Genomic DNA, 20,482 nt, shown 5'->3' with positions numbered 1-20,482 from the left:
AATGTTGGAAAGGAAATTGATGTATGAGCACAATTCTAGTGGTTGATGATGATTCCCATATCCGCAAGCTAATCCGATTATATCTTGAAAAAAATCAGTTTTCCGTAGTGGAAGCGGAAGATGGTCAAATAGCATTAGACATTCTAGCTCATACAAAAATTGACTTAGTGATTGTGGATGTGATGATGCCGAATATCGATGGTATTGAACTGACAGAAGATATTCGATCTTATATCGATATGCCAATCCTGATGGTTACAGCCAAGGGAGAGTCTAAAGATAAAGTCAGGGGATTTAATGCCGGGTCAGACGATTATTTAGTAAAGCCGTTTGATCCCATAGAGTTGATTCTTCGTGTCAAATCATTATTGAAGAGATATCATGTGACACCTTCGAATGTTATTCAATTAGGGGAAGTAACGATTGATCTAGGGAATTTAATAGTCTCTAATGCCGATCAAATGGTTGAATTGAAAAAGAAAGAATGTGAATTGTTATTTGCTTTGGCGGGTTCGCCAAAGCAAATTTTCACACGGACTCAGCTTATAGAAAATGTATGGGGAATGGACTATGAAGGTGATGATCGTACGGTTGATGTGCATATTAAACGCTTAAGGGAACGTCTTGAGCCTATTCCTCAGGTCATTATTTCTACGGTAAGAGGACTTGGTTATCGACTGGAGCTAGCCTAGATGGTGAGAAAAAGTTTGCGTCTTCGAATCGTCGTTACGTTCATTGGGATTGTTTTAGTCAGTTTAATTATTTCCTTTTTTCTTTTTATGCAGTTTTCAGAAAAAAATAATACCCCAAACCATATGTTCATTAATATTGCTAAAGATATAGCTAAGGTGACAAATCTAATAGATGATCCGGAAAAAGTAAACGCATTTGCAGATCTGCTTAATCGATTTGGTATTGATATAGCGGTTGTTAATGAGCCAAGTGAATCTGTTTTTTCATTAGACAAGGAGAAGGTTGCTACCTTATTCAAATCCAACACAACCGATGCGGTCTTTTTATCGGGTAGGGGCGGACTTGCTATCGTAGGGATTCCTAAGATAGATGACGGGAAAGGTGCTTTCATTATCAAGATTGATTTTTCATCGATTGTAAGAGGCTTGAGAATTACGCTTCTGTTTACACTATTAGCTGTACTAGTCATCGGAAGCTTGCTTATTTTGTTCATGTCCAGGTATATTGTGAAGCCTATTAAGAAGCTGACTGTTGCAGCTAAGGAAATGGCGTCAGGTAATTTATCTGTCCGATTGACCTATCGTAATAAGGATGAATTTGGTGAACTGATGGAGAGCTTTAATCGTATGGCAAGTGAGCTGCAGAAAATGGACTCAGTTCGTGATGATTTTGTCAGCAATGTTTCTCATGAAATGCAGTCACCACTTACATCGATCAGAGGATTTACAAGAGCGCTACAAGACGGTGTCATTCCATTAGAAGAGCAAAAAGAGCATCTGGATATTATCTATGAGGAAACCTTACGATTATCTAGGCTTAGTGATAATCTGCTCCGATTAGCCTCACTCGATTCAGAACACCATCCGGTTAATCCCACCACATTCCAATTAGATGAACAATTAAGAAGAACGATCGTATTAGCGGAACCACAATGGGCACGGAAAGATATTATGATTGAATTGGATTTATTGCCTTGCGAGATCACGGTGGATAAAGATTTATTTGATCAGGTCTGGCAGAACTTAATAAATAATGCTATAAAATATACGGGGCAAGAAGGTACCATTCATGTTGAAATTGAGATGAACGCGCAATTTGTGAAGGTATATATTAAAGATTCTGGAAAAGGCATTCCTGAGGAAGCACTTCCGCTTATCTTTGATCGATTTTATATGGTGGAGAAGGCGCGTAGCAGCGCTCTTAAAGGGAATGGACTTGGACTTTCCATTGTAACGAAGATTCTGAAAATACATGATTGTAGAATTGAAGTGGAGAGTAAAGTTGGAGAAGGAACACAGTTTGTTGTAACGATTCCTAGAACCTAAACCACATGAATAGCTAATGGGATAAAGCTAAAGGGAAACTTTGAGGGGGATGATGATGCAAGATCTAAATCCAATCTATTTACGCGAATTGAAGCAAACGGACTGGAGAGATGTTCATGCGTATTGTTCACAGGATCGTGTATGTCGTTTTCAAGCCTGGGGCCCAAATACTCCTGATCAAACCCTTTCCTTTGTGAGTCAGGCACTAGATGACTCTCGAAAAGTTCCCAGAACTAGGTTCGCACAAGCCATAGTTGCAGTAGGAACTGAAAATTTGATCGGCATGGTTGAACTAAATATAAGAAGCCATACGGACAGAAGCGGTGAAATCGGCTATATTGTCCATCCTGATGTCTGGGGACAGGGAGTCGCTACAGCAGCAGCCGGACTAATGTTGAAGTTTGGTTTTGAAGAGCTGCATCTACATCGAATATACGCGACCTGTGACCCTCGAAATAGTGGATCATCCAAGGTGCTCACCAAGATTGGCATGACCTATGAAGGCAGATTAAGAGATGCTTTACTCATAAAAGATGGCTGGCGTGATTCTTTGATGTTCAGTATGCTGGAGCACGAGTGGTGTAAGCAAGACAATTTAAAATAAATTCTTGCTTCTCAATGTCTAGTTCATTACAATATAAGTATTCGCTTATATATATGTTGGAAGGAGGAGAAGTAGGGATGCAATCACTGACGGATATTGCAGATGATTTGAAGCTCTTAGGAGATAAGACGCGACTGGCCATGCTATCACTTTTGAAAGAACGGGAATGGTGCGTGTGTGAATTCCTTGATATTTTTGATATATCCCAGCCGGCGATTAGTCAGCATTTACGGAAATTGAAGAGTCGAGGGATCGTGAAAGAAAGCAAACGAGGACAGTGGGTGCATTATTCATTAAATGTCGAGGATAAACCGCATCTTAGGGCTGTTCTTCAACAAATGCCCAGTTCAGCCGCGATATTGGCTAGTTTAAATAAAGAAGTTAAAGCACCGTGCTGTGACTAAAATATAGTTGTAGTTTTTTAGAGTGTATATAACTATATAGTTATATGGTGATATAGGATTCATTCGCAGATTATAGGAGTGTTGAGAAAGTGGTCATGCTAGCCATACTTATTTTTATAGTCACTTTAATTTTTGTAATCTGGCAGCCTCGAAATTTATCGATTGGATGGTCAGCCTGCGGCGGAGCGATCATTGCTTTACTAGCTGGGGTAGTTAGCTTTAATGATGTTCTGGATGTAACACAGATGGTATGGAATGCTACGTTGGCGTTTGTTGCAATCATCTTAATTTCCTTGATTTTAGACAGTATCGGATTTTTTGAATGGGCTGCTTTACATATGGCGCGAGCGGCACGGGGGAACGGAACACGAATGTTTGTGTATGTCATCGTTCTTGGTGCATTGGTTTCTGCCTTTTTTGCAAATGATGGAGCGGCTCTAATACTTACCCCTATTGTACTTGCTATGGTAAGAGCGCTGAATTTTGATGAGAAAAAAGTATTTCCATTCATTATTGCTAGCGGCTTTATTGCGGATACCACCTCATTACCGCTTGTGGTTAGCAATCTTGTGAATATCGTATCGGCTGACTTTTTTGGAATTACCTTTATGGAGTATGCGGGGAAAATGATTGTACCTACACTATTCTCGTTGATGGCGAGTATCGTAGTGCTTTATTTCTTTTTTCGTAAAAGTATTCCGAAGCGATTTAATGATTCCCAGCTAAAAGATCCGCAAGAGGCTATCAAAGATAAGAAGATGTTCCGTCTATCATGGATTGTACTGGCTATTCTTTTAATAGGGTATTTCGTTAGTGGATTCTTGAAGATTCCGGTATCAGTGGTTGTGGGAATCATTGCAATTGTGTTCATGCTCCTCGCGAGAAGAAGCCCTTCCGTCAAGGTGAAAGAAGTGCTTACAGGAGCACCTTGGGCGATTGTGTTCTTCTCCATTGGAATGTATGTCGTGGTATATGGACTTCGGAATGCGGGTCTAACTGATCTGCTCGCTAAGGCGATAGGAATGATTGCTGATGAGGGTCTATTCGCTGCAACTATGGGTATGGGGTTCATTGCTGCATTGATCTCATCATTGATGAATAATCTGCCTACTGTAATGATTGACGCACTCGCAATTGATGCAACGCATACAACCGGAGTTATTAAAGAGGCGTTAATATATGCGAATGTTATAGGTTCAGACTTAGGGCCTAAAATCACCCCGATTGGCTCACTAGCAACGCTGCTGTGGCTCCATGTGCTTTCGGCCAAAGGGGTGAAGATATCCTGGGGAACGTATTTTAAGACGGGTATTATATTAACTATTCCAACGTTGTTTATTACACTTTTAGGTCTTTATCTGTGGTTGTTGATTACTTAATTTGAAAAGGGGAAGATCAAGATGAACAAGAAAACGATTTATTTTTTATGTACAGGAAACTCTTGCCGGAGTCAGATGGCTGAGGGCTGGGCGAAGCGGTATCTAGGGGAAGCATGGAACGTGTATAGCGCTGGAATTGAAGCCCATGGTCTAAATCCAAAAGCTGTACAAGCCATGAGCGAAGTAGGCATAGATATCACCGGACAGACCTCGGATATGATTGATTCTAATCTGCTGAATAATGCTGATCTAGTCGTTACGTTATGTGGGGACGCTGCGGATAAATGTCCAATGACGCCTCCGAAGGTCAAACGGGAACACTGGGGCTTCGATGATCCGGCAAAAGCGCAAGGGACCGATGAAGAGAAGTGGGCAGTGTTCCAGCGTGTGCGTGACCAGATTGAGGAAAGAATCAAACGATTTGCGGAGACCGGTGAATAGTTACCAGGTGAAGAATCCTTTTCTCTTTATACCTTATCCTTATATTTCCAGCATAACATTTATCGTCCTTTAGGAAAGCTGGAGGCGTTTTTACTTGGCTCAGGGTATTTCACAACGGGCCATTTCACTTTCCTTAAGGCGTTTATAACCTCTGGTCCAACGTTCAGATTACTTTGAACCAATTCTTGGGGAGTGAGAGCCATCCATTGATTCAGAGAAACGTCGGCAAAACGATCGCTTTTGAACATTTCAAGGAACCATAAGGAGTCATCGCCTGTATTCTGAATATAATGTCCAAACGCAAAAGGAACATATCCTACATCACCTGCTCTATAATTAAAGGTTCGTGCTACACCATTTCCAGCGAATACGGTCATGCGTCCTTTTCCGGTAAGATAATACTGCCATTCATCGTTATTTGGATGCCAGTGCAGCTCTCTCATCTCTCCGGGTTCAATTTCTACCAATGCGGCAGCGACGGTTTTGGAGATCGGAAAGTTACTGGAATCGACAATTCTGACGCTCCCGCCGGGAGTCTTCAGCGGAGGCTGAGCCAATAAGGAATATTTAAAGGTTTGTGGAATCTCACCGTATGGAGATTCTACTTTTTGACTTTGCAATGAGCCCGGAACCCGATCCTGATAAATATAGACCTGTTCGGTGGGAATAGAGTCAAATGCAGCAGCAGGCACCCCAAAGTTAGCCGAAAGAACTTCTTTCGGAGTATGGGCAAACCAATCGGAAATGGACAAGGTGTTTAGATCAGAGAAACTTCCATCGTCGAATACTAGCAGAAACTCACAGCCCTCTTCAAGACCTTGTATAGAGTGGGGAATACCTGGCGGGAAATACCATAGATCACCTGGCCCCACATCTGCGATGAAGTTTCGACCATTTTGATCTACGGAAGTAATTCGAGCTCGACCTAGCAGCATATAAGACCATTCCGCTTGCTGATGCCAATGGAGTTCACGTACTCCACCGGGGGTTAGGCTCATGTTGACGCCAGCTAATGTAGTGGCGATGGGGAGGTCTCTGACCGTCACCTCTCTCGACCAGCCACCATGATTAAGCTGCATATGTGCATCGGAGAAAGAAAATTTTAAATTGGGGACGAGACCGGCATCGGTCACGGGAGGGACAAACATGTCCGGATTCTCCAAATCCCGCATGATATCACGCGGTCCTTTATCTAATCCCCCTGCGCCATCACTTCGAATGGGCTGGGGGATATTTGTCTTTCTTGGCGAATCCTGTCCATCTGCAGTCATCCATCGCACTCCTTTCATGATTCTAAATAACTCAATGAAAATATATGCGGAATCCTGTCTTTTATGATGAATAGCAGAAGTGGAACAAGTTGACATGCGGAAGGGGATCATTGATTATTACTAATAGAGGCTTTGTTCTAGACGGAGTAGAGAGGGAGAGGGGTTTGAGATGAATCACATTAAGGAGTCCTTGCAACGATTAGGGAGAATAAGAGCTTATGTCATAGGTCTATTGGTAATCATGTTCGCCGCGGGTTCCGCGGTTACACCTACATCGGTGTCGGCAGCTGTTCAGTTAGGGACTCAGGTAATGCCACTATCATACGGGGGGTATTACGTCCTTTTTCCAGGTAAACTCGCTCCTTATTTTAAATCAGGTAAATTAATGGTGCCGATTCGGGCTTTCTCGAGTGCGATTGGTGCAGATTTGCTCTATGACGCGTTAACGAATAGTGTTACGGTTTCACTACTGGATCGATCGGTTGGAAAGATTAAAGCAGGGCAACTTGAGGCAGAATTTAATGGGGAGACAGAAGATTCATTAGGGATCGCCCCAGAGATCAAGGATGGAATCCTATTTGTTCCAGCATCCCCTATTCTAGAGGGGTTAAAGACATTTCGCTGGGAAACTCAGTTCAATAACGTGAATAAATTAACCCTTGGTATTGGCGCCAGAAAAGGGGAGGAATGGGCAAAGCCTGAGGCGGATCTAGCGCTTGCCCCTTACCCAGTGGAAACGACAGCCCATCCATATCCGTTATATCCATTTAAGCTAACGCAGACACCATCTGGGAAAGAATACAAACTAACCTTAGGCGTGCAAAATACCTCTGGCTTTGTTATCCCTAAAGGGAATGCGGAACTGGAGCTGGTGAGTGTGGACAGTAAAGGGAACTCTTACTACCAAACGTTAAAAGGGCCTGATTCGTTAACCTCCAAAGCGGCATTATTGTCATTTTCCGTTTCCATTCCGGCAGAGGCCGAATATGTCATTTTCAGATCACGTACCTTGAGAGCGGAGTAAGGATCATTGCATGTTCAACAAGATATATAGAGAGCAGGTTAAGAAATAGATGATAGGTAAAGAAGGGCAGCGCTATCGCTTCAGTGAAGCGCCAATTTGGGAATTGCAACGAGCTTATTATGAGGAACAGGGATTAAAGGCTTGGAATAATGATCAGGTCCCACAGTATATTACGAGTAATCCTATGATAGCGACTGCCTATGCGGAAATGATCTTCGGATTTCTGCAAGATCGGGCTGGACAAGGACATTTCTCTGAAACAGTTACCATACTGGAATTAGGGGCAGGGGCGGGACGATTAGCGTTTCATATCCTTGAGAAGCTTTGCGAAATCATAGATTACGCAGGGACTCCACTTCCTCCTTTTCGTTATGTGATGAGTGATTTGCCTGCTAAAAATATAACCAGCTGGCAGCAGCACCCAAGCTTACTTCCATTCGTAGAGCAGGGTATTCTTGATTTCGCACGTTTTGATGCAGTACAGGATACTCAACTGTATTTAGTACGTGCGAAGCTCAGTATCAGGCCCGGTGATTTACAGCAGCCGCTGCTGCTTGTTGCGAATTATTTTTTTGATAGTATCCCGCAGGAATTGATTTATGTGGATGAAGGTAAAATATTTGAATGTGAGGTATCTATTCAGTATTCAAAGGATGCAGATTCGGATAACCCCTCAGATGTTCTGGGCACAATCATTCCACAGTATCATTATCGTCGTGGGGCTAGTTACGAAGCGGAGACTTACCCTTATCACGATGTTATAAAACTTTATCAGCAGAAGCTGGAGGATTCCCATATTCTGTTTCCTGTGGTGGGGCTTACTTGTCTGGAGCGGCTGGCTAGGTTGTCTACAGAAGGGTTCGTACTCCTTACAGCGGATAAGGGGGATCACCGAATAGAGAATTGGGAATTTGAGGAACCGCCTATGCTAATTCACCACGGTAGCTTCTCCTTAACGGCGAATTATCATGCGATCCAGCATATGTTGGAACAAAAAGGGGCACACTCTTTATTTACTACACATCACTATAAGAACCTGAACATCGGATGTATTCTTATGGTGGAAGCCCCTCAAAGTTATACGAACACTCGGCTGGGGTACAAGCGGTTTATAGAGCGTTTTGGTCCGGATGATTTCTTCAGTATGAAGGAATGGATGGATCAGCAATTAGATACGATGGGACTGCAGCAAATTTTGGCCTTTTGGCGTTTGGGTGGGTACGAAGCGGAATGGTTTATCCATAGTGCTGAAAAGATTTCGGAGCTGTTACCCGATGCTAGTGATGAAGAAATGCTGGATCTCCAGCAAGGCATACAGCTCATGTGGACAGGTTATTATCCGATGGAACAGAGCTATGACCTCTCACTGGACGCTGGATTACTGCTGTATGAAATGGATAAGTTCGAGGAGGCATTAGTCTACTTAGAGCGTTCTAAGCATATCAACATGGAAGAACCGTTAGCATCAGTGCTTTATAGCATGGCCATTTGTAACTATGAGCTTGGAGCTGAAGGGGCTGCACTGGAATACGCGCGTAGAGCTTTGGCTGTAGAGCCGGATAATGAAGTGGTATTGGAACTGATAACGGCTCTGAGCGAGGAATAGAGCGTAAGCTAAATAGAAGTGAAAGCACCATTTACATAGGACCCTCTATTTGGTATCCTATACAAAATAATCAAACGCGATGACGAGAAGAGTAAATAAAATCATTCCTTCACAGCGAGCCCTGGATGATGAGAACAGGGTAAGGGAGAATTTATCGAAACAAGCCTCTGAGCGGTATATCGGAACCGATCGACGGGGATGGTATGACGGGAGCTCCTGTTATAGAGCTAGAGTATAAGCGCTGCGTAAGTTGCATTGCCGTACTTGATGAGATTAATATGGCGACATATTAATGAACCTGGGGTGGTACCGCGAGAATTTCGTCCCCAAGACCATAAGTCTTGGAGGTGAGGTTCTTTTTATTTTGCAGATAAACAAAGCGGATATCACTCATAAACAGGAGGTAATAACAATGAACAAGGAACCGGAAGTATTAGCAGAGAGTTACATCGACAGATTGATTCAAGAAGAGCTGGAAGCTGGGACTTACAGTAGAGATATTTGCACGAGATTCCCACCGGAGCCTAATGGGTATCTGCATATTGGCAGCGCGTATGCTATTCACACGAACTATACGACGGCGAAGAAGTATGGCGGAAAGTTCCATTTGCGGTTCGATGACACCAATCCTTTAAAAGAGGATCTGGAGTATGTAAATGCTATTTGCGAAGATATGCTATGGATGGGCTACCCGCCAGACCATACTTTCTACGGATCAGACTATTCGGAAAAAATATACAATAGCGCGGTAAAGTTAATCCAAAAAGGAAAAGCCTACGTTTGCGATTTATCACCTGAAGCGGTGTCAGCTTATAGAGGAACGCTTACGGAGCCGGGAACGAACAGCCCTTATCGGGAGCGTTCTGTGGAAGAGAATTTGAAGTTATTCACGGAGATGAGAAATGGAGCCTATCCGACGGGAGCCAGAGTATTACGGGCCAAAATAGATATGAGCTCACCTAATATCAACTTGCGTGATCCAGTGATTTACAGAATCATTCATGCGGAGCATTATAGAACAGGCAACGATTGGTGCATCTATCCGATGTATGATTTTGCCCATCCTATACAAGATGCGATCGAAGGGATTACGCATTCCCTATGTTCGATTGAGTTTAAGGATCATCGACCACTGTATGAGTGGGTGCTGAATGAACTGGATACCCCTGAGGCTCCAAAGCAAAGGGAGTTCGGACGCGTAAATATCACCGGCGTCGTTACTAGCAAACGGTATATTAGACAACTGGTTACAGGACATTATGTGGATGGCTGGGATGATCCAAGACTTCCAACGCTTCGCGGACTGCGGAGAAGAGGTTTTACGCCGGAGAGTATTCGGAATTTTGTGAAGGAAATTGGATTTGTTAGGAATAGCACCATTGTAGATATTGCCATGTTGGAGCATTCGCTAAGACAAGATTTGAAGGCGAAGGCAACTAGCGTGATGGCTGTTCTAAAGCCTCTAAAGGTAGTTATTACTAACTACCCTGAGAATCAAAGCGAATGGCTGAAGATTGAGAATAACAGTGAGGATAAGACGCTTGGGGAAAGGGAAGTTCCTTTTTCACGGACGCTTTATATTGAACAAGAGGATTTCATGGAGGAGCCACCCAAAGGTTATCACAGGCTGACCATAGGGAATGAGGTTAGGTTAAAGGGCGCCTACTTCGTTAAGTGCAATGAGGTGCTCAAGGACGAAGCAACTGGAGAAGTTATAGAGCTTCGCTGCACCTATGATCCGAGAACGAAGAGTGGAAGCGGATTTAATGAACGGAAGGTTAAGGCGACCATCCACTGGGTATCGGCTGAGCACGCGATCAAGGCGGAAGTTCATCAATATGAGAGGTTGCTAAAAGATAACGAGGGTCCTAAAGAAGAGGATGAACGCTGGGACGCGTATCTTAATCCAGATTCTCTAACCATTCTGAAAGATTGTTTGTTGGAGCCTTCCATGGCGAGTGCACTTCCAGAAGATAAATTTCAATTCATCCGGCATGGATTCTTCTGTGTGGATAAGAAATATACCACAGCAGATAAGCTGGTACTGAACCGAATTGTACCGCTGAAGGATACATGGAAGAAAAATTCGTAATTCACAGCACATAGAGATATTCAAAGTCTCACACCATAAGCATTTCGGAGTAATTGGCTTAAGCTGGGCGAAGATCGGGTAATTTCTGATCATCGTCCAGCTTTTTTTTGTTCTTGGTCGTAGGTGGACAAGCATATGAAAATTTCTTATGAAACATATTTACATTTTTCAGGAATGAGCATATACTTTAAATATAAGTTGCACATAGGAAACTTTCGTGTATATAGACAACTTTTTTTGGGCAAGAGGAGGAATTGACATGTTGGAACAAACTTTAATAGAAAAACCACATATAGAACAACCGCAAATGAGACAACATAAAAACTCCATTTCGGCGCAGGCCGTACTTAATGGGGAGACCAAAGGCATTAAAAGATTACTGCCTTTCTTAGGTCCAGCGTTTATCGCTGCGGTTGCTTATCTGGATCCGGGTAATTTTGCCACCAACATTACGGCAGGCTCAAAATACGGCTATCTTTTATTGTGGGTGATTGTAGCCTCGAATTTAATGGCCGTTCTTATTCAGGCGTTATCCGCCAAGCTAGGTATTGCTACAGGAAAGAACCTGCCGGAGATCGCTCATGATCGTTTTCCGAAGAGTGTTTCGATCTTCTTATGGATTCAAAGTGAACTGGTGATTATAGCTACGGATCTGGCGGAGTTTATCGGGGCGGCATTGGGGCTTTATCTATTATTTGATATTCCCATGCTGCCGGCAGCACTCATCACTGCAGTGGGTTCATTTGCTATCCTAGAGCTTCAGCGCCGGGGTTACCGTTCCCTTGAGGCAGGAATTGCTGCAATGATTCTTATAGTTGTATTAGCCTTTGCTTTTCAAGTTATTGTAGCTAAGCCGGATATGGGGGCAGTTGCTGTAGGCATGTTCACACCTAAGTTTGAAGGGGTGGATAGCATCCTTTTAGCCGCAGGAATTCTAGGCGCGACCGTGATGCCACATGCCATTTATCTACATTCATCCCTTACACAGAACCGAATTGTCGGAGTAAATGAAGCGGAGAAGAAACAGATCTTTAAACTGGAATTCATAGATATTATTATTGCAATGATTATTGCAGGGGCAGTGAATCTGGCAATGGTTATTGTCTCAGCCGCATTATTTTTCAAAAATGGTATCGTGGTTGAGGATTTGGATGTTGCGTTTCAGCAATTTAGTCATTTAGCTGGACCTGTAACGGCCATCTCCTTTGGTTTAGGACTACTCATCGCAGGACTATCGAGCTCTTCTGTAGGAACTATGGCTGGTGATGTAGTGATGCAAGGCTTCATCAACAAAAGAATTAACCTGTACTTACGCCGTGCGATTACAATTATTCCACCTTTGGCGATCATCGGCTTTGGTGTAAATCCAACGAAGGCGCTCGTGATCAGCCAGGTGATCTTGTCCTTTGGGATTGCCTTTGCACTGGTGCCACTGGTTGTGTTTACAAGCAATCGTCAGATTATGGGCGGGTTAGTGAACCGTAAGATGACAGCTGCGCTCGGCTGGGTTATCTCGGGTCTGGTTGTATCGTTAAATTTATTTTTGGTATATCAAATGTTTGTATAAGGCAGGACATCTTTATTTGGTGAGTGAAAAAAGGTATACTTGAGCATGTTTATAATTCACGCCAGAGTAAGGAGATCGACAATGTCCATGCAAGAAATATCCGGTTATAAGTCCATAGCCCTTGATATTGCACAAAGAATTGTAAGCGGGGAATTTCCCGTACAGAGTAAGCTTTCCGGGCGTTCTCTATTGGCAGGGCAATATCATGTTTCTCCCGAGACGATTCGTAAGGCTATGGGATTATTGAAGGATGAGAATATAGTGTTTGTTTCACAGGGGAAAGAGATTATTGTCATCTCTGATCAAAAGGCGTATGAGTATATTACCAGGAATAACTATCTGAAATCAGCTTATTCGTTGAAACAGGACCTAGAGCAATTGTTGCTTGAAAAAAAGAAGCTCGACGGTAAGTTCGAAAGGGTACTCACTGGAATTATCGAAGCATCAGACCGGATGAAGAATTTAAAGCCGTACCATCCGGAAGAAATCACAATCCATGAAGAATCACATGTGGTTGGCAAAACCATTGGAACATTACAATTTTGGCAGAATACAGGTGCTACGATTATAGCGCTTCGCCGAGGTGCTAATATAACGATCTCCCCAGGTCCTCATGTCATCCTCAGAGAACATGATGTACTTGTAGCAGTTGGTGATGAGAAAATGTACCAAAGAACGGAACAATTTATCAATAAAAATTCAGAGAATCATTTATAAAAATAGATTGAAAAAGGCTATCCAGCAGGGTTTATCACTGGATAGTTTTTTTTATAATTATATTATTACAATTATTTACAAACAACTTATAGCTAGTATATAGGTTGTCAGTTTGGGAGTTGTTTGTTATAGTTTAACTTACAGAGTCGCCGGAGAGATGATCTGACGATAGTTATTAGAAGGAGGAAACCCATGCTGAAATTTGAAGGAGTAGGTAAGAAGTATGCAAATGGTTATGAAGCAGTTAAGAATATTAGTTTTGAAATCGCAGCTGGAGAAATACTAGTATTGATCGGCCCGAGCGGTTGCGGAAAGACAACAACGATGAAAATGATAAATCGTCTTGTTCCGCATACTTCAGGCCATATTTATATCCACGGCAAAGATATCACCAAGGAGAACCCCGTAACTCTCCGCAAGAACATCGGTTATGTTATACAACAAGCTGGTTTATTCCCGCATTACACCATAGAAGACAATGTAGGCCTGATTCCCGACCTAAAGGGGTGGGATGTGAATAAGAAAAAAGAACGGGTGCTCGAAATGCTCCGTCTAGTCGGACTTGATCCGGTCTTATATGCTAAACGTTATCCGAAACAATTATCAGGTGGACAGCAGCAGCGTGTAGGTGTAGCTCGTGCATTGGCAGCTGATCCCGAGATTATATTGATGGATGAACCATTTGGTGCTTTGGACCCTATTACCCGTGAGCAGCTGCAGGATGAACTGCTACGCATGCAACAAGAAGTGAAGAAGACAATAGTATTTGTAACACATGATATGGATGAAGCACTGAAGCTTGGAGATAAAATCGCTATCCTAAAAGATGGTGAAATCGTTCAACTAGATACACCGTATGAGCTACTCAGCCGGCCTGCTAATGATTTTGTAGAGTCATTTATCGGCAAAAACCGTATTTACCAAAACCCTGAGTATATCCCCGTAACAGAAGTCATGCGTGACAATCCATCTACATCCCTTCCAAGCCGCACACTGGGTAAGGCTCTTACCTTTATGCGTCAACGCAAAATGGATACCTTACTGGTTGGAAACGAAAAAGGTAAGTTGCTTGGCATCGTCTCCGCTTATGATGTTACCGCTAAAATGGAACAAAGTCTTACTATCGAAGAAATTATGACACCACCTGGGGTGGTGCTGCAGGATACAGCAACAGCAAGAGACGCATTATCATTAATTACGGAAGCTCCTTACGGCATTATTCCGATCGTAACCGCTGAGGGGAACATTGCCGGGATTGTTACAAGAGGCAGTCTTCTGACGGCGTTTGCTGCACAATGGGGAGGCGTGAAGGAGGAGGAAGTGTCTGTATGAGAGATCAATCGTTATGGCAACAACTCATCTATCAATTAGATATACGTAGAGATGATTTGATTCATTCTATGGGAGTGCATATGCAACTTGTGCTCTTGTCCATGTTATTTGCAATTATTGTTGGCATTGCGCTTGGAATTATGATTACCCGGGTTAAACCTCTGAAAGGCATTACGCTTGGCGCGGCAGGGATTCTTCAGACGATACCTAGTCTGGCGATGCTCGGATTTATGATTCCTCTATTTGGCATAGGAATGAAGACGGCGGTTGTTGCATTATTTCTGTATTCACTACTGCCAATTATCCGCAACACCTACACGGGAATTACGGATGTGGATCAGTCTATCGTGGAAGCGGCCCGAGGAATGGGGATGAAGAACTGGCAGATTCTATTCAGGGTTCAACTCCCTTTAGCTTTAAGTGTAATTATGGCGGGGATCCGCACTGCTGCAGTTATTAATGTTGGGACAGCAACCTTGGCAGCCTTTATCGGTGCTGGCGGATTGGGTGAATTTATTTTCCTCGGTATTCAACGGAACATCGAAGCTCTAACTTTGCTTGGCGCTATTCCAGCCGCGATTCTTGCACTCATACTGGATTATCTACTCGGCTTGCTTGAACGGGTAACGACTCCAAAGGGATTAAAAGTATAACTAAAACTCTGGTCTCGAAAGAATATAAAAAGGGGAGATATTATATGAAAATTCCAAAATTAATGACAGGCGTTTTAACTACAGTATTAATAGGGGCGTTACTTACTGGATGTGGTGGCGGGAATAATAAAGCTGCTGCCGGTAACGGTGGAGAAATTACGATTGGCTCCAAAAACTTCACGGAGAATGTTCTACTCGCTCATATGATGGCAGATCTAATAGAAGATAAAACCGATATTAAAGTGAAGCGCCAGATGAACTTAGGCGGCTCTAATGTAGCTTGGAGTGCACTTGAGAATAATAACATCCAGCTATATCCGGATTATACCGGTACCATTGTAGCCAATTACTATCAGCAGGAGACGGGAAACTCTGAGGAGTCGTTGACAAAAACCAGAGAGCTGCTCGAAAAAGATGGATTGGCGTTCCTGGACCCATTCGGCATAAATAATACCTATACTTTAGCGGTTAGTCGTGAAACGGCTGAGAAGTACAATCTGAAGACCTTTAGCGATTTGGCGAAAGTATCTGGAGATATGGTTCTTGGCGTAGAGTTCGAGTTCTTGGATCGTGAGGACGGATACCCTGGTATCCAAAAACTTTATGGTATGGATTTCAAGCAGAGCAAAGGAATGGACCATGGTATCATGTATCGTTCGATCGACGATGGGGAAACCGATGTAACCAATGCCTATGCGACGGATGCGCAAATTAAAGTACATGATCTGGTGATTTTGCAAGATGATAAAGAGTTCTTCCCACCGTATGATGCAGGACCGATTATTCGTCAGGATACGCTAGATAAATACCCTGAATTGGAAGGTATCCTGAATCAATTGAGCGGACAAATCAGTGACGAAGAAATGCAGCAGTTGAACGCAGAGGTTGATGTGGATGCGCTCAAGGAAGAGGATGTAGCTCGTAATTTCCTGATCAAGAAGGGATTAATCGAAGGCTAAATACAAATCTAAACTTAAAGCAGGCTAGGGAATTTCCTAGCCTGCTTCTTTACTGATTATTTGTACGTCTGATTAGTTTTTGAAATAGTCTGCCAATCCTTCAGCGATCGCTTTGGCTGCTTTTTTCTGATAGGAGGATTTACGGACAATAGACTCGTCTGTAGGATTGGTAAGAAATCCGAGTTCAACTAAGGTAGCTGGTATGCGATTCTCCCTAAGGATATGATAATCACCAAAGGACAACCCGTTGCTCTTTAGACCAATGCCTTGCCCAAGTCTGGTTTCAATCGCCCGAGCGAGCTTCAGATCATCCGATTCGGAATAAAAGAAGGTTAGTGTCCCGGACACCTTTTTCGGAGAAGAATTATAATGAATGCTTACAAATGCATCTGCACGCAGAGCCTCACTCATCTGAACACGCCGAGCGAGTGTAGGCTTCTGATCCTCCCGGGTACGCGTCATTTCTACCCGTGCACCTTTAGCTACAAGGGCATCACGAACATAAATTGCAGTTTGCAGATTCAAATCCTTTTCCATGGTGTTATATGTAGTGCCAAGCATTCCCGGATCACTGCCGCCATGACCAGGATCTACGACGATTAATTTACCTCGCAAATTCCCTGTGCGTGAAATACTGCTTGTAGTGCTTGTGCTTTTTGGCGTGGTTCCAGATCGGATATATTGCGCTGCGACCCAACCGATGTCACCGCTGGCTGTTCGAATTCGTGCCCAATCGTTCTGATGAAGGAGGAGGGTAGCTGTATCCTTAGCTTTTAAAGAACCGAGCACCTTATATTGTGTGCCTGGACCGCTTCGTACGCGTAGTGAATCTGCCGTAACTGTAACCTTTGTGGTACTACTCAAGGCGCTGGTTGAGGTGGAAGAAATAGTGCTGGGTTTGGAAGCTACCGATGATCCAGAAGCGCCAGATGGCTTGGAGCTATTGTTCACCTTTTTAAGGTAATAGCCGGCTACCCAGCCAGAGGTGTTCCCCGTCTTAACCTTTAACCACCCGTGCTGTTCATCGGTCACAGTTACTTTTGCTCCGTTCTTAATAGATCCTACAACAGTTGCATTCTTTGCCGGCTCATTGCGTACATTTAAAGAGTTCGCGTATACCTGAGCGGTATAACTAACGGCTGCCGTTTTAGCTTCAGCAGGCTGTGACGCTGTTATACCCATAAGGCTTGCTGCAAGCCATGTGACACCTATCATTTTTTTCATAGTATCCTCGCTTTTTCAAAGTAGTCGTAATTTTTTACCCATTTTACGAGGTTTAGAATAATATTTTTTGAGATATTTATGAGAACTTGGCCTCTTTTCCGGTGGTCTAAAGACTTGTATAATTATTACATATCGGGAAGGATGAAGGAGCACTGCCGTGACTAAACCAAAGCTATTCATTGGATCTTCCAGGGAATCCATACGTTATGCAAGAGCGATTCATGAGCAGCTGAAGAGGGATGCTGAAGTACATCCTTGGTATGCCAATGCCTTTCGAGCGAATGAATACACGATGGAGGCATTGGAGAGAAATTTGGATGAGAGTGATTTTGCCGTATTTGTGTTCTCGCCAGATGATGTTGCCAAAATACGCGGTAAATTTTATTATGTGACTCGTGATAATACGGGGTTTGAAATGGGATTGTTTTGGGCCAGATTACGGCGTAACCGCGTCTTTTGCTTAGTGCCGGATCAGGTGACTGCCCGCGATGATTTAATCCCTGGACAGAATGTTGAAGAATATCATCTATTGTCCGATTTGTCGGGAATTACAGCTTTAGAGTATGAGATGCACCATGATAATCCTACGGCTGCTGTGGATGTGAGCTGTGGTAAGATTATTGATAGTGTCCAGGGGTTTGGGAAATTCCGTGACCCGGTGAAAGATTTAGAGCAGCTAAAGATGGAATTAAGGCGCAAAGAAAGTATCCTTCATTTTTTTTGGCAATATAATAGTAATGTGACCATCTCTGAGGATGGAGAGAAGTATCACGCACTCAGTGAGGCGATCCGCAATTCTTTCTTACCTCCGAAGCATTGTCGTGTGATCGGTGCTGCGATCTGGCAGGCTCAAGAGAAAGAACAGCTTGTTCAGGTGGGAGGAAATGTCGGACGTGGGCACTCCTATTCCTTGACTGTAACGAAAGGGAAGGAGAAGCAGCCTAGTGTGGTAGATGCATTTTTATCGAGCAAATGGACTTTTTTTCAACGCACGGAAGTTGCGGAGGTATATATCCTATGCTATCCTCTAGGTAAGAAGTATGTTCTTTCCGTACACTTTTCAGGGAGTGATGGATTATCTGCGGATGATCTTAAGGCGGTAGTTGCGAATAATCAGGATTTATTCCGTACCATCAATCATTTAGTAGGGGAGGATTCAGCATGAAGCGAATAAAGGGTATTAACAACTTATCGGGTGCTGTTCTCCGCTCTGCAAGTGGTGGAAGCAGGAGTGCAGAAGATAATAAGAATACCACAAGCAAAACAGGGTCGAGCCATTCCGCTCAGCAACCAGCTTCAGCTCAAATTTATACTGCGCCTTCTTTAGATGGTGGAGACGATGAATATAAGAAGCTTATTAGCGGGAAGGTAGACAACAATAAACCATCCTTTGCGTAAAGAGCATAAGTGCTGTCTCGAAAGTAGTGAATCTACTTAGGGGGCAGCTTTTTTTTGCGTAAATGTAAGGATCGATTAATGAAGAGAATATTTGCACAAAAAGCAGCGCATTTGCAGGCTTTCTCTAGATCAGCGATAGGTATGGATAAATAGAGGAAATAATATGTCCATTGTGGGATGTGATGTGAGACGAGGACTAATGAAAGATTTATTTAGAGTAATTAGGGAAAAACTCCCTGAAAATAGTTGGTAATTACCCTAAATGAACGGAATCAGGGAATTCCTCCCTAAAAATAAGAGCAATATCTATATTTATCACCGAATCAGGTCAATTATAGGGAGATATTCCCTAATTGTTAGTTTAATGAGCAGAAACCTTCGATTATTAGGGAGATATTCCCTAATTCCTAAGATGAGCTTCCGTTTCAATTCTTCAGCCTTGTTTTTTGAGTAGGATCAACTCAGCCGTTGTGAGGGCGCTCTACATAACGTGTTGCAGCAAGTCATAGTGCAACCAAGCCACAAACAATGTTGCAGCAGCACATAGTAGCGCTTCTCCATTAACAGGAGAAGCGCTACTGTGCTTACTGAGACAGCCTCCAGCTCTATCGGCTATTCTTCTTGGCAATCTCGCGTCGTACAACAGGGGCGACCTCAGTTGCCAATAGTTCAATAGCTTTGGCTACCTTGGCGTAAGGAAGGCCGCCGATGTCGAGCTGAGTCATAAAGCGGCTATGGCCGAACAGCTCATGCTGATAGAGGATTTTTTCAATAATTTGCTGCGGGCTGCCCACAGCCATTGTGTTATCAACAGATACATATCGTCCAAAGTCGTCACGAGAGACGTTGTATTCTTGTCCAGGTTTTGGCCTGATGGAATTACGATAGCTATAGTAGTACGGGTAATATTCATCGAGTGCCTGCTGTGAGGTTTCAGCAATGTAGCCGTGGCTAGTAATTGCAATCTTTAATGACTCAGGAGCATGCCCCGCCTGAATTCCAGCGCGTCGATAAGTAGCGGCAAGCTCTTGGAAAGGTTCTGGACTGCCGCTAAGAATGGCGATGGCCATTCCAGTTCCGAGTGCTCCAGCTTTCTCCGCGCTTTCAGGAGAACCACCTACACCAATCCATACAGGAAGGCTTTGCTGAAGAGGGCGTGGTGCAATCTCAGAATCCTTCAAGGATGAGCGGAAGGAACCCTCCCAATTCATAATTTCATGCTTATTCAGCTCCAAGAGCAGATTAATGTTCTCGGCGAATAGCTTATGATAGTCTTCAAGTTCATATCCAAAGAGCGGAAAAGATTCCACAAAAGCACCACGTCCGGCAATAATCTCTGCGCGGCCATTTGACAGTAAATCAAGTGTGGCGAAATCCTCGAACACGCGCACAGGATCAATGGTGCTTAATACAGTAGTGGCGCTCGTCAGCTTGATTCTACGGGTAACCTGAGAGATGGCTGCCAGAACGACTGGAACCGAAGAAATTGCAAAATCAAGTCGGTGATGTTCACCTACACCAAATACATCAAGCCCTGCTTCATCTGCCAGCTTGGCCGCAGCTATCACTTCGTCGAGTCGTTGTTTCGGGCTGATCTTATTACCGGTATGACAATCCGCTACAATGTCTCCTAAAGTGTAGATACCGAATTCAAAATCGGATGCTGATGCTGTGGTTACCTCGTTACTCATGTTCACAAACCCCTTGTTATTCATATATTTGTTGGATCTTGTTCGTTTTATGAAAGAATGTGATTATTATAACACAATTACTTACAAAATGTAAGTTTATGA

Annotated in this window: 19 protein-coding genes and 1 other annotated feature; of the genes, 16 read left to right on the top strand and 3 right to left on the bottom strand. The window is 43.4% G+C overall.

Going from position 1 to position 20,482, the window contains the following annotated elements; all coding sequences use genetic code 11:
- The first annotated feature begins 23 nt into the window (after positions 1–23).
- The 6 genes from CA598_RS14190 to arsC all read left to right on the top strand — a co-directional run bounded on the left by CA598_RS14190 (position 24) and on the right by arsC (position 4,846).
- Positions 24–692, top strand: a complete 669-nt coding sequence (locus CA598_RS14190) for a response regulator transcription factor (RefSeq protein WP_094871063.1) — start codon at positions 24–26, stop codon at positions 690–692.
- Positions 693–2,018, top strand: coding sequence for a sensor histidine kinase (locus tag CA598_RS14185; protein WP_094871061.1), 1,326 nt, complete (start codon positions 693–695; stop codon positions 2,016–2,018).
- Between the two features lie 49 nt (positions 2,019–2,067).
- A complete protein-coding gene (locus CA598_RS14180) occupies positions 2,068–2,622 on the top strand; it encodes a GNAT family N-acetyltransferase (protein WP_306440468.1) in 555 nt (184 codons plus the stop codon).
- Positions 2,623–2,699: 77 nt separating this feature from the next.
- Positions 2,700–3,026 carry an ArsR/SmtB family transcription factor gene (locus CA598_RS14175; RefSeq protein WP_094871057.1) on the top strand — a complete coding sequence of 109 codons (327 nt, stop codon included), beginning with the start codon at positions 2,700–2,702 and terminating at the stop codon, positions 3,024–3,026.
- A 95-nt stretch (positions 3,027–3,121) separates the two neighbouring features.
- Positions 3,122–4,405 carry an arsenic transporter gene (locus CA598_RS14170; protein ID WP_179281633.1) on the top strand — a complete coding sequence of 428 codons (1,284 nt, stop codon included), beginning with the start codon at positions 3,122–3,124 and terminating at the stop codon, positions 4,403–4,405.
- Positions 4,406–4,426: 21 nt separating this feature from the next.
- The gene (arsC, locus tag CA598_RS14165) at positions 4,427–4,846 is read left to right on the top strand and encodes an arsenate reductase (thioredoxin) (RefSeq protein ID WP_094871053.1); all 420 of its coding nucleotides are present in this window, start codon (positions 4,427–4,429) and stop codon (positions 4,844–4,846) included.
- A 59-nt stretch (positions 4,847–4,905) separates the two neighbouring features.
- Here the strand turns inward: arsC and CA598_RS14160 are convergent, their stop codons facing one another.
- Complete coding sequence (locus tag CA598_RS14160) at positions 4,906–6,117, bottom strand: oxalate decarboxylase family bicupin (protein WP_094876914.1); 1,212 nt, start codon at positions 6,115–6,117, stop codon at positions 4,906–4,908.
- A gap of 169 nt (positions 6,118–6,286) precedes the next feature.
- Here CA598_RS14160 and CA598_RS14155 point away from each other — a divergent pair, with 169 nt between their 5' ends.
- The 8 genes from CA598_RS14155 (at position 6,287) to CA598_RS14120 (ending at position 16,067) form a co-directional block, all read left to right on the top strand.
- Positions 6,287–7,141 (top strand): copper amine oxidase N-terminal domain-containing protein, encoded by an 855-nt coding sequence (locus CA598_RS14155; protein WP_094876913.1) that lies wholly within the window; start codon positions 6,287–6,289, stop codon positions 7,139–7,141.
- A 49-nt stretch (positions 7,142–7,190) separates the two neighbouring features.
- Positions 7,191–8,747 carry an SAM-dependent methyltransferase gene (locus CA598_RS14150; RefSeq protein ID WP_094876912.1) on the top strand — a complete coding sequence of 519 codons (1,557 nt, stop codon included), beginning with the start codon at positions 7,191–7,193 and terminating at the stop codon, positions 8,745–8,747.
- Between the two features lie 70 nt (positions 8,748–8,817).
- Positions 8,818–9,078: a binding site (T-box leader), on the top strand.
- Between the two features lie 81 nt (positions 9,079–9,159).
- Positions 9,160–10,839: a glutamine--tRNA ligase/YqeY domain fusion protein gene (locus CA598_RS14145; protein WP_094876911.1), complete on the top strand. Its 1,680-nt coding sequence runs from the start codon at positions 9,160–9,162 to the stop codon at positions 10,837–10,839.
- 307 nt (positions 10,840–11,146) lie between these two features.
- The gene (locus CA598_RS14140; RefSeq protein WP_094871093.1) at positions 11,147–12,406 is read left to right on the top strand and encodes an Nramp family divalent metal transporter; all 1,260 of its coding nucleotides are present in this window, start codon (positions 11,147–11,149) and stop codon (positions 12,404–12,406) included.
- A gap of 81 nt (positions 12,407–12,487) precedes the next feature.
- Positions 12,488–13,123, top strand: a complete 636-nt coding sequence (locus tag CA598_RS14135; protein WP_256990502.1) for a GntR family transcriptional regulator — start codon at positions 12,488–12,490, stop codon at positions 13,121–13,123.
- A gap of 192 nt (positions 13,124–13,315) precedes the next feature.
- Positions 13,316–14,455: an ABC transporter ATP-binding protein gene (locus CA598_RS14130; protein WP_094871044.1), complete on the top strand. Its 1,140-nt coding sequence runs from the start codon at positions 13,316–13,318 to the stop codon at positions 14,453–14,455.
- Positions 14,452–15,108 (top strand): ABC transporter permease, encoded by a 657-nt coding sequence (locus tag CA598_RS14125; protein ID WP_094871042.1) that lies wholly within the window; start codon positions 14,452–14,454, stop codon positions 15,106–15,108. Before CA598_RS14130 ends, CA598_RS14125 begins: the two co-directional genes overlap by 4 nt.
- Before the next feature lie 44 nt (positions 15,109–15,152).
- Complete coding sequence (locus CA598_RS14120; RefSeq protein ID WP_094871040.1) at positions 15,153–16,067, top strand: glycine betaine ABC transporter substrate-binding protein; 915 nt, start codon at positions 15,153–15,155, stop codon at positions 16,065–16,067.
- A 72-nt stretch (positions 16,068–16,139) separates the two neighbouring features.
- On the opposite strand, the gene CA598_RS14115 is transcribed toward CA598_RS14120, so the two are convergent.
- Positions 16,140–17,291 carry an N-acetylmuramoyl-L-alanine amidase family protein gene (locus CA598_RS14115; protein ID WP_094876910.1) on the bottom strand — a complete coding sequence of 384 codons (1,152 nt, stop codon included), beginning with the start codon at positions 17,289–17,291 and terminating at the stop codon, positions 16,140–16,142.
- Positions 17,292–17,448: 157 nt separating this feature from the next.
- Between CA598_RS14115 and CA598_RS14110 the strand changes: the two genes are divergently transcribed.
- The gene (locus tag CA598_RS14110; RefSeq protein ID WP_094871036.1) at positions 17,449–18,456 is read left to right on the top strand and encodes a TIR domain-containing protein; all 1,008 of its coding nucleotides are present in this window, start codon (positions 17,449–17,451) and stop codon (positions 18,454–18,456) included.
- Positions 18,453–18,689 carry a hypothetical protein gene (locus CA598_RS14105; protein ID WP_076285512.1) on the top strand — a complete coding sequence of 79 codons (237 nt, stop codon included), beginning with the start codon at positions 18,453–18,455 and terminating at the stop codon, positions 18,687–18,689. Before CA598_RS14110 ends, CA598_RS14105 begins: the two co-directional genes overlap by 4 nt.
- A 605-nt stretch (positions 18,690–19,294) precedes the next feature.
- Here CA598_RS14105 and CA598_RS14100 read toward each other — a convergent pair.
- Positions 19,295–20,380, bottom strand: a complete 1,086-nt coding sequence (locus CA598_RS14100) for an LLM class flavin-dependent oxidoreductase (protein ID WP_094876909.1) — start codon at positions 20,378–20,380, stop codon at positions 19,295–19,297.
- Positions 20,381–20,482: the final 102 nt, after the last annotated feature.

Origin of the sequence: Paenibacillus sp. VTT E-133291, from assembly GCF_002264395.1 — a bacterium.
GTDB lineage: Bacteria > Bacillota > Bacilli > Paenibacillales > Paenibacillaceae > Paenibacillus_AQ > Paenibacillus_AQ nitricinens.
Note: the sequence above shows the minus strand (reverse complement) of the source record. Positions and strands in the feature narration are given on the sequence as shown.